Here is a 14,509-nt window from a genome sequence, read left to right as displayed (position 1 = left end):
TTTATACGATTAATTTTATAGAAAGTTATTATAACATAAAATTATCCTTTTCCTGATAATACGAATGTATTAATTGGGTCAATTAAATTGAATCTAAAATGGAGACTTCCCCAGCTAAACTCTATTACATGAAAATCTTGAGAGGTTGGTCGAATATTTGAAAATAGATATTTATAATTAATTCTGGCCTTTTGAACACCTCCCGTTTCTACGTAATAATTTTCACAAATAGATTTTTTATAATTTTCATTTATTTCCCAAACCTTTACGTCATTCATGTATATAGCAATTTCATGACTTTCACAACTACCTAACGTTAGATCTGCTGGTTTGACTGTTACCTTATTTTCTTTTCCTAAATACTTTGTAGTAAAACTAGAATTCTGCTGATAGAATGATGTGATTATTTCAAAATACTGTGTTGGGTTCGAATAAGGGAAATAAACAGAACGACTCCAACCTGACCCAGCATCTCCGCTCCCCATGCGGACCACCTCACCCAATCTTTGCCCATCGACAATAAAAGGATCGAAGGAAAATAGTTTGTTAACCGTTCCAAATTCATCCTCTGTAATACCTCCAGGATTACAAACCTTCATACCTTTATAGATTAAAGTTTCTATTCCATCGTTGGCGACAGCATATAAATCTACTGGATAAAACGGGCTACATCCTGATCTGAGGGCTGTCTTGTCCAGCTTAGCAACAATTTTCTCCCAAGCGGAAACCGATCCTTCAGATTTAATTAGAAAAATTTCGCTCGAAGCTACTGCTAAAGTCTCTACATCAAATGCCACATCTACGCAATGATTCTTACAAGAGACTTTTTTATATATTTCTAAATTGACTCTGTAAGTACCATTGGTTATCCCGATAGATTTTGTTGGGCCGACAAAAATTCCCCCACCATAGCCCGATTCCGACATTTCTTTCTCTAAAAGAAAAGTTAAGTTCTCTGTTTCCGGTATAGCACCGTTATAAATTTTGACCGCATCTCCTGTGTCTGTATTCTTTAAATCAATATGCATAAAAAGACCCGGTTGAGAAGATAAAAGATCCGGGGTAATAGACCATTCAACTTTATATTTCTTGCCTATTTCCCAAATCTCATTTGAATCAGGTGAAATTATACTTATTTCGTAATTTTTATAATCAGTTTTATTCAAAGCAAAGTACCCAGCAACCGTTCCGGCGACTAATAAAATTAATATTAAAACTACGGCCCAAATTAAAGGGCTTTTTTTCTTCGGAGAATTCACCTCCTGATTTTGATTCTGAAATTGATTTTCGGGAGGCATAAAAATTAGTTAGTAGTAAGTAGTTAGTAGTCTGTAGTTTTTGGCAATTCTTGTGGTCCTCTTAGTTTTTAGTTTAGCAGGAAAATCTCATGATTTAGTAAGGGTTATTAACAAACCCGCCCCGGCAAATGCCGGGACGGGGTTTTCAGCGTTTTTCAGCGAGTTGATCAGCGCTGAATCAGCGTTTATACTATCCCAGCCTTTATTTTGCTTTTTCATATTGAACTTACAGAATACAATTATAATCTTGCGTAAAAATTTGCGGAAACATGCTTCGCTAGACAAGGGATGCGGCTATTCGCCGCCCGCATGTTTCAAGATAAAACACCGGCAAAATAAAAGCGGGATAATGAAAAATATAGTCAAAAGCACTCGCCTATCGGCGAGTGCTTTTTCGTTATTTTTCTATTACATCATCTCGGGCATTCCACCGCCCATACCCATACCTCCGCCCATTCCAGCACCTCCGGATTTATCTTCCTTTTCCGGCTCATCGGCAACCGCCACTTCGGTTGTCAAAAGAATAGCGGCGGCTGACGCGGCGTTTTGAACCGCGCTTCGCGCGACTTTCAATGGGTCGATAATTCCCTGCTTGAACATATCGGCTACAACTTTATTATTTAGAGCGTCATAACCGGTGTTCGGATTGTCGGAATTTTTGACTTTATCTACAATCACCCCGCCATCTTCTTTACCGGTATTTAAAACAATCTGTCTCAAAGGCGCTTCCAAAGCTTTGACCACCACATTATAGCCAATGTCGTCTTCGGACAAAATATCAGTCCGACCAAGTTTAATCTTAGCCGCTGCTCGAACCAAAACGCTGCCACCTCCGGTAACAATTCCCTCCTCAATAGCTGCTTTGGTCGCGGCGACAGCATCCTCAATTTTTAATTTCAAATACTTCATTTCGGTCTCGGTCGCCGCACCAACTTTAATGATCGCGACCCCGCCTGAAAGCTTAGCAATTCTTTCATCCAATTTTTCAATATCAAATTTCGAATCCGACATCTCTCTCTGTTTCTTAATTTGGGCAACTCGAGCATCAATATCAGATCTTTTGCCTTTACCGCCAACAATTATTGTATTGTCCTTGGTAGCAATAATTTTTCTAGCTTTACCCAACACATCAAGACCCGCGCTCTCTAGCTTAAGCCCTAATTCTTCCGAAACAACTTTTCCGCCGGTAGTAATCGCAATATCTTCAAGCATTTCTTTCTTCCTGTCGCCATAACCCGGCGCTTTGACAGCCAAAACATTGAAACCGCCACGCAATTTATTAACCACAAAAGTCGCCAGCGCTTCGCCTTCCACATCGTCAGCAATAATTACAAGCTCTTTTTTTCCAGTTTGGGCAAGTTTTTCCAGAAACGGCAAAATTTCTTTTATGCCGGAAATTTTCTTATCGGTAATCAAAATTCCCGCGTCTTCATAGACCGCTTCCATCCGCTCGGCATCGGTAATCATGTAGGGCGAGACATAACCTTTGTCAAATTCCATACCCTCCACAACTTCTGATTCAACCCCGAATGATTGCGATTCCTCAACGGTTACTACCCCATCTTTTCCAACCTTATCTATTGTATCGGCAATTATTTTCCCAAGCTCTTCCGACTCGGCTGAAATGGTCGCGACTTGTCTGATTTCTTCTCTGTCTTTCACCGGCTTGGCTAATTCTTTTAGGACCTCAACCGCTTTATTTGCGGCTTTTTCTATTCCGCTTCTAACCGCCATAGCGTTGACCCCCAAAGTCGTATGCTTCATACCTTCGTCAACCAAAGCTTGGGTTAAAATCACGGAAGTTGTAGTTCCATCGCCGGCAATATCGTTTGTTTTGGAAGCAACCTCTTTTACGATTTCAGCGCCCATATTTTCAAATTTGTCGGAAAGGGAAATTTCTTTGGCGATTGAAACGCCATCGTTGGTGATTGTCGGACCACCATAACCTTTATCCAAAACGACATTACGACCGCGAGGGCCGATAGTAATCTTTACCGCATTAGCGACTTTATCAATTCCTCTTTTTAGAGATTTTCTGGCGTCTTCGCCATAAATTATTTTTTTAGACATAATTTTAGGTTATAGAGTATAGGTTTTAGGTTGTTAGGTCTTGGGCTTTAGGAATTTCCCTAGCGCCTAGTGCCTAATTTCCTAGCGCCTATTTTATTATTGCTAATATACTTTCTTCTTTCAAAATATAAAGTTCTTCGTCGTCAACCTTTACCTCATCATATCCGTATTTTGAAAACAACACCTTGTCACCGGCTTTTAATCGCATCGGCACCACCCTACCATCTTCATACCTGCCTTCGCCGACAGCTAGAACTTCTCCTTGCTCTGGTTTTTCCTTATCAATCGTCTCTGGAATAATAATCCCGAATTGATTTTTCTTCCCGGTTTCTTCTTCCAAAAGAGGTCTTACTAAAACTCTGTCACCAAGAGGAATTACCTTTAAAGACGACCTTTTTGGGGGAAAATCTTTCTTGCTCATAGGTTAAACAAAGAAAATAAGACTTATAAATGCGACCATTTTTAGTTATTAAGCGCAGTTAGTATAAACAATCAGATTGATCGGGTCAATATCTAACGGTTTGCTTTATTTGTCAGCCCTGGTATAATCTGATAAATGAGTCTAATACAGAGCTTATTACCTTTTATACAGGTCGCTTTATCAATCGCCATCATAGCCCTTGTTATGCTCCAGCGTTCAGAAGCTGGGGTTGGCGGAGCTTTTGGCGGAGGAGACGGTAGCGGAAGCCATTTTGAAAGACGTGGGTTTGAAAAAACAATATTCAACACTACTATTGTTCTAGCTGTTATTTTTGTTTTGGCTTCAATCTTGGCACTTCTGCTTTAAATCTTCTAAGTTAAAAGCGTCTAAACAATAGGCGGCTAATTTTTATGTTAAACAAAGCATCTATCTTATTGAAACAAAGTTGGGAATTACCCGGCGAGAAAAAGGTTGGAAAAGTTTTGGACTCTCTTTCTTTGACGGAAAAAGTCTTGGGGCTGTTCTTGATTCTCCTACTCTCAATCTCAAGCGCCACACTCCTACTACGAGCAAATTACGCTTTAACTGTTCCAGTACCAGCACACGGAGGAACTCTGGTCGAGGGAATCGTCGGTTCACCCCGTTTTGCAAACCCTGTTTTGGCTTTGCCCGGCTCAAACGCAGATAGAGACTTGGTAGCGCTCATTTATTCCGGTCTCTTAAAATCTACACCGAAAGGAGAGCTCATTCCTGATTTGGCAGAAAGTTGGGAGGTCAGCGAGGACGGGCTTAAATATACCTTTATCTTGAAAGACGAAATATATTTTCATGATGGGAAACCGGTCACAACCGCGGATGTTGAATTCACCGTTCTCAAAATCCAAGAACCAAGTCTGAGAAGTCCGAGAAGAGCAAATTGGGAAGGTGTAAAAACAGAAGTAAAAGACAGCAAGACTATAAGTTTTATACTAAGCCAGCCATATGCTATGTTTTTGGACAATGCAACTTTAGGTATATTGCCTAAACACCTCTGGAACAACCTAAGTCAAGAACAGTTTTCTTTCAGTCTATTAAATATAGAGCCCGTAGGATCCGGACCATATAGAATAAAAAGTCTAAAGAAAGATTCGAACGGATTGCCAATTTCTTATCACTTAACTTCTTTTAGAAATTACACTTTGGGAGAACCGTTTTTAAAGAACATAATTTTACGATTCTATACCAACGAAAATGAACTGATAGAAGCTTTTGAAAGAGGGGTGATAGAGAGTGTATCTTCTATTTCTCCCGAAGAAGCTTCGGGTTTAATAGAAAAGGGGGCCTTGGTAAAAACAAATGTTCTACCGAGAATCTTCGGAGTATTTCTAAACCAGAACGAATCTTCAATCTTTACACAAAAAGAGGTCAGGGTGGCGCTTGATATGTCTTTAGACAAAGAAAGAATTGTTGAAGAAGTCCTTCTGGGATTTGGTCGGTCAATAAACAGTCCGGTTCCAATTGCCCACCTACCGCAACTTGAACAAGACAAAGACATTTCTCCAGATTCAAATAGGATAGAAAAAGCAATTGAGATTTTGGAGAGTGCCGGTTGGAAGTTGGGAGAGGGGGAGAGTGTTAGAACAAGAAAGACCAAAGACGGCAATTCTGAATTAAGATTTTCAATTTCTACCGGCAACCTGCCGGACCTCAAAGCCGTCGCTACTATACTACAAGAAGAGTGGAGGAAAATCGGCGCGGAAGTTGACATAAAATTTTTTGAGGCCAACGGAGATTTAAGTCAAAACGTAATTCGCCCGAGAAATTACGAATCCCTGCTCTTTGGGATAAGCGCGGCTAGAGACTTGGACTTGTTCCCATTCTGGCACTCTTCTCAAAGAAATGACCCTGGGTTTAATATCGGACTTTATGCTAATATAACTACTGACAAACTTCTTGAAGAAGCCAGAGTCATCCTGAACAAAGACGAAAGGATGAAAAAATACATACAATTTGAAAAAGAAGTTTTGGAAGATTCTCCGGCAATATTTATTTATTCTCCGGATTTCATCTATGTCTTACCTCGAAAACTGAAAGAAGTCGATTTGGGTTTGATATCACAAAGTAGTGACAGATTTCTAAATGTTCACAACTGGTATATTGAAACTGATAAAATCTGGAAAATTTTTGTTAAACAAAAATAAATTAAAAACTAATAATTTAATTATAAAAATACGAACGAGGTCCTAATTTCTCGTTCAGGTTTGTTTTTATTAATAATAGACATGAGACCAAAAGAAAAAAAGAATGCGGTTTTTGCTTCAATCGTAAAAGAAGAGGGGCAAAAAATAAACGTGGCTCAAGACCAGTCACAATTTCGAAAAGAGAGCGGAAGACACGGGAGTGGTGACAGAAGAAGAGTTAGACCTTCGTCCAATAGGAGACGCTTTGAAAAACCTAGAAATCGTCAGACTAGGGTGGCAATGCAAACATCCAAAGAAAGTTTTCCGCAAATACCACCAATTGGCGACAATCTTCGCATCATTCCGCTTGGAGGAGTAGAGGAGGTCGGACGCAACATGACAGCTATAGAATATAAAAATGACATAATTGTTGTTGATGCGGGGTTGCAATTCAAAGAAGAAAATACGCCCGGAATAGACTTTATAATTCCAAACATAAAGTATTTGATGAAAAACAAAGACCGAATAAAAGGTCTTTTCATCACTCACGGACATTTAGACCATATCGGCGCAATTCCCTACATAATTGAACCGATTGGTAATCCGACGATTTATTCGCGTCAATTTGGCGCACTGATGATAAAAAGACGACAAGAAGAATTTCCCCATCTGCAAGAATTAAACATAAAGATTATCGAGGGTAATGAAAAGTTTAGAGTGGGTGAACATTTCAAAATAGAATCATTTCCGATCTCTCACACAATTCCCGATTCAATGGGACTTATCATAGAAACACCGGTAGGAAAAATTGTCTTCATAGAAGACGTCCGCGTGGACAACATTGAATCCAAACCAACTGAAGAAGAGGAGAAACAATACGAGCGATTCAAAAAAGAAGAAATTCTGCTTCTAACAATGGACTCGACAAGCATAGAAAAACGAGGTTTTTCAATATCTGAAAGTGTTGTTGTAAAAAATATAGAAAAAATAATAAGAGATGTTACCGGACGTCTGATCATTGGCACTTTCGCCTCACAGGTTGAAAGAATTATAAGCATAATTAGCTTGGCTGAAAAATACGGAAAGAAAGTTGCTGTAGAAGGTCGGAGTATGAAATCCAATCTAGAGATAATAAAACAACTCAATCTCCTTTCAGCTAAAAACTTGATTTCTGTAAACGAAATAAACAACTACGAACCAAAAAAGGTTGTCTTAATCGCTACCGGTGCACAAGGTGAAGAATATGCAGCGCTCATGAGAATCGCCAATAAGACACACAAGAGCATAACCCTAAGCAAAAACGACACCGTCCTTTTGTCATCATCTATAATACCCGGCAATGAATATGCCATCACCAGACTCAAAGACAACCTATATCGCTCGGAAGCGAAAGTCATCACCTATCTTGATTCTGACATTCATGCTTCCGGTCACGGCAACCGCGGCGAGCTGGAATGGATTCACAAAAAAATAAATTACAAATTTTTCATGCCAGTTCATGGCCACCACTACATGCTAAGGCAACACGCCGAATTATCCCAGTCTCTTGGCACCCCAGTAGAAAATATTGCGATTCCAAATAACGGCTCAATCATCGAAATTTACGACAACGGTCAAAAAATGAAAATTCTCAAAGAAGAAGTTCCAAACAGTCCGATGATGGTTGAGGGGTACTCGGTTGGCGATATGCAAGAGGTTGTTATCAGAGACAGAAAAACTCTAGCCGAAGAAGGTATGTTTGTCATTATCGCCAGCATTAACACCAGAACTGGAAAATTAAAAAAGTCACCTGATATCATCTCTCGCGGTTTCGTATATTTGAGAGAGTCCCAAGACTTACTACAACAAGCAAGACTGATAATCAAAAAAACAATTGAAGAATCGACTGTCAGCATGAATCCAATAGACTTTGAATATGTTAAGTCCAATGTCGCCGAGAACATCAGTCAGTTTTTGTTCCAAAAAACAGCCAAGCATCCGATTGTGATTCCTGTAATTTTAGGAGTTTAATAATTTAAAAACAGAGATAGCGGGAAAATGTTTTTTCTTTCAAAGATAAATTCGTCGTTGAGATTTTTATTCTCAATCTTGGCTTCAAATTTTCTTCTCTCACTCCACTTTGCTCTCATAATCTACATAAACTCAACGTTCCTTGAGCAATTTTTTTCTCCGGGCTCTTTGGGTTTTCTCTTTGCTCTAGGAGCGGTGTTAAATCTGTTTTTCTTACTCAGGGGACCGGAGCTAATTTCCAAATTTGGAAATTACCGCCTAGTTCTTTTCTTTATATTCCTTGAATTTCTAGCAGTATTAGGGCTAGCTTTGACCGAAAACCCGCTGTTTGTCGCAATCTTATTTGTCTTGCATCAAGGAACAATAATGACCATTCTTTTTTGTTTAGACATTTTTCTAGAAAACTATTCAGACCAAAGAGAAAGCAAAACTGGTGGAATAAGGGGTATTTATTTGACCTTGGGCAATTTAGCATTTGTCATCTCTCCTGCATTGGCCGGATTAATACTGACAAACGGCGACTTTTGGAAGATTTATCTAGTTTCAGCGACATTACTTATACCCTTATTCTTTTTGGCGAAGCGAGGGTTAAAAGTTAAGATTGAATATCCAAAAAAAAGCTCTCTGAAAGAAACTTTTAAAAAAATTATTTCTGATAAAAATATTTTTGGAGTTTTCGCGGTACAATTTATACTGCAATTTTTCTTCGCCTGGATGGTCATTTATATGCCGATTCACTTGTCGCAAAATTTGCATTTTTCTTGGACCGAGATCGGCTTGATTTTTACCATTATGCTTCTGCCATTTCTTATTTTTGAAATTCCGATGGGGTGGATTGCAGATAAAAAAACTGGAGAAAAAGAAATCATGACAATCGGTTTTTTAATAATCGCGTCAAGCACCGCAATAACGGCCTTTTTAAACAGTCCAGTTTTTATAATTTGGGCGCTAGTCCTTTTCATGACGAGAGTCGGAGCGAGTTTTACCGAAATCGCCTCGGAAAGTTATTTCTTCAAAAAAGTAAGAGCTGGGGAGCCAGACATCATAAGTTTCTTCCGGATTTCAAGACCGCTAGCTTTAATTGTCGCACCCCTAATCGCTGCGGGGGTTTTGACCGGTTTTGAAATTTTGAATATTCAGTATAGTTTTTTGTTTCTTGTCCTCTCTATAATAGTCTTGTTTGGAATCAAATACAGCTTGAGTATAGAAGATACTCGATAATAAAGGTTCCTCGGGGCAGAGGAGGTATTATCGGGACTCGCTAATGTGAAAGCTTTGCTTTCCCATTTCTCTCGCTCTACGTCGCTAATAAAAACTACTGCGGATCTTTCGGCCTTTCTTCTGTCCTATGATTCTCTGAAGTGTCGCAGTCACAAAAAATCAACGGTTTATTGTGTTTTGAACAGCTTTTGTCTTGGCAAAGACCGGGGTTTTGAGACACCCCATTGCAACCACCTGTACAAATATAATGTTCCATTTTTATAATTATTTAAGTTGTGGATAAATTCTTGCTTTTAATTTTATTGGGGTTATAGTTAAAGATAGGTTGTTCAAACACGGTCTCTCTCTCCTCCAGCGGGGCGCTGTCTTACGATGGTGCCCTGCTTTATCTCTTTATAATCTCAATCTCAATCATTAGATAACAAGATTAAAGCTCAATCCCTGAATCAGAAAAATACACTGTGATCTCTAGGGCGTCATCAAATTCGGGCAGTCCGGAAGGGTTACTTTTTTGTAAAATCAAGAAACCTCTTCGCATAAAATCCGGGTCACCCTCTTTATACGGATTTTCAAAATTAAGAGATGCTTCAAATGGCACAAATTCTTCAGTCATCCAGTCTCCACCGGCAGGCGGATTAGCAGTGGCATAGTGTTCAGCAATAATCAGTCCGTCCCAATTAGTCAAAACGACAGGAAATGTTGCTTCAAAAAACCAATTACCTCGGGCTTGGCCTGATATCTCAAGCGGACTTGTGATAAACTCCTCGGCTTTAGGCGAAATTAAAACGATCAAATCATCTCTTTCCAAAGGAGCCGGCTCTTCCAATACTTCAGTAAAGCTCCTGCCGTCCGGTGTCATGCATTGTCTTGGGTGAGATTCCATCACCGGAAAACCATGCGTCAGACAATCCTCAAAGCTGTTTATTTCATTTAAGATATTCTTTTCCTGATAGTAGAAAAAAACAGCGGCACCAAAAACCAAAAAAGATAGAGCAAGAATAATTATCAAGAAATTTTTCATATGTTTAATATTTTAACCCGGTAAATACAGAAGCGAAAACACAAAAACTGCGTAAAAGAGCAGAAGAAAGATTGCTTCTTTCTTGGAAATCTGTCTGCCGGTTTTGACGAAAAACAGGAAGAACAGAGCACTCAAAAGCAGGAATATCCTGGCTAAAGTCAGATGTGCCAATTCTGAAGCCGGAATAACAATGGGTTGTATTACAGAAATCAGACCAAGAACCATGGTCGAGGACAAAGCCACCGCCCCCATAAGTCCGCCCAAAATCATCCACGATTGACCTCTTTTAGCCAAATTAAAAGATATGTAGGTTTCGGGTAGGCCTGTTCCAATTGCAACAATCAAAAGTCCGACAAAGGGCACCGAGAATCCGAGACCTTCGGCAAAACCCAGAGAAGATCGAATGATTCCTTCCGCTGACACCACAAGTAAGGCAAGACTTCCGATAAAAATAAAAATTTTTTTAAAGAATGTGTTAAGACCAACACTTGAAGACTCACTAATCTCATCTTGATAAATCTTGGAAAATCTTTCTTTTTTTGAGAACAACCAGACGGTAAAACCAGCAAAAGTAAAAATTAAAATCAATCCGTCAATTCTCGACAAGGTTCCGTCTAAAACCATAATCAAAGGAAGAACCGCAGCAATAACCGCAAAAGTCGAACCAACCTTAACTGTTTGACTTTGTATTCTTATTCCCCCTCTTAAAACTAAAGCTGAGACGGCAACTGTCACGGTCAAAAGCAAGATATTCTGGCCAATAATATTGCCAAGCGACAACTCCGGGATGCCGTGTAAGGCCGAAGAGATGCCTATGAAAAATTCCGGAGCAACAGATCCCAAAGAAAAAGCAAAAAAAGCAACAACAAATTCCTTCCAACCCAGGAAACGGGCTATATCCAAAAGAGAGGAGACAACCCACTTGCCGGCAAAAATTATCAATCCACAAGAGACTAGGAATAAAATTATTGGGGCGATAGACATGATTTCTAAAATATAATATCAGAAATCTTTTTTCACTCCAATTTTTTTAATTCAGATTCTGGCATCCCCAAAAACCTCTGCAAATTCTGAATTGTCGCGATATGAAATACAGACCTGCCGTTTTCGTCGTCGTGAAAACTCGTGAGTCGGATGTCTTGCGACAGATAAAATTTAACCAACCTTTCAGTTGAATTTTTCCATTCTTCCCAACTGATAGCACTCCCACGCAAAAACTCGATTTCGCGCTTTAGTAATACTGTATTTTTCAAGAAAGTCTCAAACTCACCAGCCAAAGAAACTAAATCTGCTGCCCTTAATACTTTTTGTTCGTTAGTGGTAAATTCCGCATCTCGATGGGTCGCCAAAATAGTCTTTAAGACCTCTTCTATAATTTCCGGCTTAACATTTAATTTAACAAGTTCTTCCCTGGCAATAAAAGTCGACAGCTCTTCTTTGCTCTCACACCCTTTCGCGACATGGTCTAAATGATAACCCGCATCGTGAAATAAAGCTGCTAGACGGATAACTTCCCTGTTAATTGGGACGCCTTCAGATTCACAGCGATCAGCAATCTCCAATACTCTTTTTTCAATTTCTCTAGCGTGTTCAAAATTGTGATATGGCAAGCGTGGAGAATACACCGCCTCCACAGCAGACATTAATTTTTTTTCTAGATCCGGTTCGTTGGGTATTTTTTCCATGTTATCTAAACCGTCATTAAAGCAAGACCCCACCTAAACAAAACATCATTTAAAATATTTTAACAAAGCCTTTATCCCCAACAAATTTTTCTCCCATTCGATTGAGTCGTGCGTTTTAAGTTCAACTGTAATTGCTGGCACCCCAATTGAAGCCAGCCAACCCTCAACGTCACCAGTAATTCCATAAGCATCAAATGAATCGACAGCCGGATATCCTGATGCTTGAGAGAAAGTATTCATTATTTGTCGAGTTGCGGGAAGAATTCCATTTTCACATTCAGACGCATAGACTGCATCTGCACGACTGTGCCAAAAAATTGCCGCTGTGAGTTTGTTTTTTAAAACAAAATCGCGGATAGCCCGAGCTTCAGGTTCGGAAAATGGCGCGGTACCGGCGCTTACTACGTTACCTTGCCACATACTCTCTGACTTCCACTTGCAATCAAAATTTCTGTTGAGATCAACACCGTTGGCGTTGAATCTTCCCGGCCTTGAATCTTCCCTGCTCACTTTCACATCCGCAAAACTGAAACGCCCTTCTTTACCAATCACCTTAAAAAGACCGTCGGGGTTGGCGTTGGGAATGACTGTAACAGTCAAATTTGAAGTGACCGCTTCCGGATTATCAAAAAGGTAATCCAAAAATCTATAAGCTAAAAGAACACTGTTCCATTCATAGCCACCGTGAATACCACCGACAAAAAGCAAGTGATTTTGTCCATTGCCAAAAGTGTAAGATTCAATTTCGCGCCCCTCGACAGATTTACCGATAATTTCCTGTTTTGGTTTTGATTCTTTCTCGATAATCGGCCCTGGTTCCGGTATTTCCCGACCGCGATCAACAAAAAGTGCGGTCGCGCCGAAAATAATCGCTAGCACAACAAAAACAATGAGGATTATTTTTGTTGTGCTAAATGAGAAATTCTGCATTGGTATTATTGGTTTTCAGTATAGTGACCAAACATCGCCTGAATACCTTTGAGATTTTTATCCCACTCCACAGCTTCGTGAGTTGTAAGGAGAACACTTATCGCCGGCACGCCGATTTTAGCGAGCCAGTTTGTCATGTCGCCGGTAATTTCGTAAAAATCAAACTCTTCGTATGGCTTATAACCCGAAGCATTGGCAAAAACATTCACCAATTCTTTGGTTTCTGAAAGAACCCCCTCATGACAATTTGAGGCAAAAACTCCACCGACGGCGGAATACCAAACTAAGACAGCGCTTGGTCGATTAGTCTCAATGTATTTTTTGATGGCCTGCGATTCAGGTTCGGAAAAAACAGTGGTTCCGCCGCTAACTGTTCGTGTTTGCCACCTTCCTTCTGCTTGCCAATCACAGTCAAAATTTCTGTTGAGATCAACATTGTTGCCGTTAAACCGACCCGGAATAGTTTGGGATTCGGACACTGGTACTGCAGAACGCGCAAAACGACCCGTGGTACCAACAACCTTATCCAATCCGTCGGGGTTCAGAACGGGAACAACTGTAATTCTCAAATTTTCTGCCAATGTATCTCTGTTCTCATTTAAGTAATCAATGAGTTCATAAGCAACAAGCGCCGTATTCCATGAATATCCTCCGTGGATACCGCCGACAAAAAGCAGGTGAGTATCTCCTGTGCCGTAAGTATAGGCATTAATGTCATTACCATTTACAGATTTACCGATGACTCTTTGACCCTCTTCGGATTGTCCAAGGTTTTTTTCTTCTGTTGTTGTACTTACTGTGTTCTCCTTTTCTACTGTTTCTTCCTGATTTTGATTCTCTGATTTTTCTTGGGATGTTTTGTTAAGAATAAAGAATCCCAGAATGGCAAGGACAACAATTGCAACGATGATTATTATTGATTTTTTCATATGTTATTAGATTAGGGTTTTTAACGGCTACACCTCTAATATTAACATAAATATCCAAAAAACAGAGCGCTCTGGAATATTGAATACTGACCCGCTTAAAGTGAGAATTTAGGAATAAAAAGAAGGCTGGCAGGTGGTTTCGTGCACACAGCCGATGATTGTCGTCTTGCCTTTTTTGACGTAACGTCAGGGCAGGCCTCCGGCACACAACTCTACGACCACATGGTCGTAGCTTTTTCTTTTTGAAAATCCATATTTTAGTCACCCACTACAACCTCAAACCCTCCGTAAGCAAAGCGCTTCATATCAAAAGGCATCGCCATATCTTTTTTGCTGTATTTTTTGTCAAAATACGCCATAACCTTTTTATTCACCGCGTCGCGGTGCCGGCGGGATTTATAGACTATAAAAGAAAACCAAACAGCTTCACCGGGCTTTGTCTTCGCCATTCTAGGAAATGTAAAAGTTACAAATTTCGGCTTTACATCATCTATCATACACTCTTTATAATCAAGCGCGCCGAATCTCTTCCAAACTTTACTGGCCTCTTGTGCCATTTTTTTGTACTTATCGGTATTTTTCTTAGGAACTGATAACACAAACCCGTCAACATATTTTGCTTTAGTCATAATTTTATTAAGATTTTAAAAAACTAGAGACGCTTTTTAAGACGGTCGACGTCCTGCCACGAGAGCTTGCCTTCGGCTTTGAGTTTGTTAATGCCGTCCAGTGCTTCCTTTTTAGAAAGCCCGCTTGACTCAAAGA

General features: G+C 39.8%; 13 protein-coding genes. 4 read left to right on the top strand and 9 right to left on the bottom strand.

The window, feature by feature from the left end; translation table 11 throughout:
* Positions 1–41 precede the first annotated feature (41 nt).
* The 3 genes from QY304_00065 to QY304_00055 all read right to left on the bottom strand — a co-directional run bounded on the left by QY304_00065 (position 42) and on the right by QY304_00055 (position 3,789).
* Positions 42–1,298 carry a hypothetical protein gene (locus tag QY304_00065; protein WKZ26489.1) on the bottom strand — a complete coding sequence of 419 codons (1,257 nt, stop codon included), beginning with the start codon at positions 1,296–1,298 and terminating at the stop codon, positions 42–44.
* Positions 1,299–1,706: 408 nt separating this feature from the next.
* Entirely contained in the window at positions 1,707–3,368 is a 1,662-nt protein-coding gene (groL, locus tag QY304_00060) for a chaperonin GroEL (protein ID WKZ26488.1), read from the bottom strand.
* Between the two features lie 88 nt (positions 3,369–3,456).
* Positions 3,457–3,789, bottom strand: coding sequence for a co-chaperone GroES (locus tag QY304_00055; GenBank protein ID WKZ26487.1), 333 nt, complete (start codon positions 3,787–3,789; stop codon positions 3,457–3,459).
* Between the two features lie 135 nt (positions 3,790–3,924).
* On the opposite strand from QY304_00055, the gene secG reads away from it, so the two are divergent.
* The 4 genes from secG (at position 3,925) to QY304_00035 (ending at position 9,179) form a co-directional block, all read left to right on the top strand.
* Entirely contained in the window at positions 3,925–4,155 is a 231-nt protein-coding gene (gene secG / locus QY304_00050; protein ID WKZ26486.1) for a preprotein translocase subunit SecG, read from the top strand.
* 44 nt (positions 4,156–4,199) lie between these two features.
* Positions 4,200–5,969, top strand: a complete 1,770-nt coding sequence (locus QY304_00045; GenBank protein WKZ26485.1) for an ABC transporter substrate-binding protein — start codon at positions 4,200–4,202, stop codon at positions 5,967–5,969.
* A gap of 81 nt (positions 5,970–6,050) precedes the next feature.
* Positions 6,051–7,958 carry a ribonuclease J gene (locus QY304_00040; GenBank protein ID WKZ26484.1) on the top strand — a complete coding sequence of 636 codons (1,908 nt, stop codon included), beginning with the start codon at positions 6,051–6,053 and terminating at the stop codon, positions 7,956–7,958.
* A gap of 27 nt (positions 7,959–7,985) precedes the next feature.
* On the top strand, positions 7,986–9,179 hold the full coding sequence (locus QY304_00035; protein WKZ26483.1) for an MFS transporter: 1,194 nt from the start codon (positions 7,986–7,988) through the stop codon (positions 9,177–9,179).
* Positions 9,180–9,606: 427 nt separating this feature from the next.
* Here QY304_00035 and QY304_00030 read toward each other — a convergent pair whose 3' ends face one another.
* The 6 genes from QY304_00030 to QY304_00005 all read right to left on the bottom strand — a co-directional run bounded on the left by QY304_00030 (position 9,607) and on the right by QY304_00005 (position 14,373).
* Positions 9,607–10,200 carry a Gmad2 immunoglobulin-like domain-containing protein gene (locus QY304_00030; protein ID WKZ26482.1) on the bottom strand — a complete coding sequence of 198 codons (594 nt, stop codon included), beginning with the start codon at positions 10,198–10,200 and terminating at the stop codon, positions 9,607–9,609.
* 12 nt (positions 10,201–10,212) lie between these two features.
* Positions 10,213–11,184: a hypothetical protein gene (locus QY304_00025; protein ID WKZ26481.1), complete on the bottom strand. Its 972-nt coding sequence runs from the start codon at positions 11,182–11,184 to the stop codon at positions 10,213–10,215.
* A 32-nt stretch (positions 11,185–11,216) separates the two neighbouring features.
* On the bottom strand, positions 11,217–11,885 hold the full coding sequence (locus QY304_00020) for an HD domain-containing protein (protein ID WKZ26480.1): 669 nt from the start codon (positions 11,883–11,885) through the stop codon (positions 11,217–11,219).
* 45 nt (positions 11,886–11,930) lie between these two features.
* Complete coding sequence (locus QY304_00015) at positions 11,931–12,815, bottom strand: M14 family zinc carboxypeptidase (GenBank protein ID WKZ26479.1); 885 nt, start codon at positions 12,813–12,815, stop codon at positions 11,931–11,933.
* Between the two features lie 5 nt (positions 12,816–12,820).
* Positions 12,821–13,744 carry a M14 family metallopeptidase gene (locus tag QY304_00010; GenBank protein WKZ26478.1) on the bottom strand — a complete coding sequence of 308 codons (924 nt, stop codon included), beginning with the start codon at positions 13,742–13,744 and terminating at the stop codon, positions 12,821–12,823.
* 257 nt (positions 13,745–14,001) lie between these two features.
* The gene (locus QY304_00005) at positions 14,002–14,373 is read right to left on the bottom strand and encodes a DUF1428 domain-containing protein (protein WKZ26477.1); all 372 of its coding nucleotides are present in this window, start codon (positions 14,371–14,373) and stop codon (positions 14,002–14,004) included.
* Positions 14,374–14,509: the final 136 nt, after the last annotated feature.

The organism is Candidatus Paceibacterota bacterium (assembly GCA_030583745.1).
Classification (GTDB): Bacteria; Patescibacteriota; Minisyncoccia; order Phycocordibacterales; family BOKC01; genus BOKC01.
Note: the sequence above shows the minus strand (reverse complement) of the source record. Positions and strands in the feature narration are given on the sequence as shown.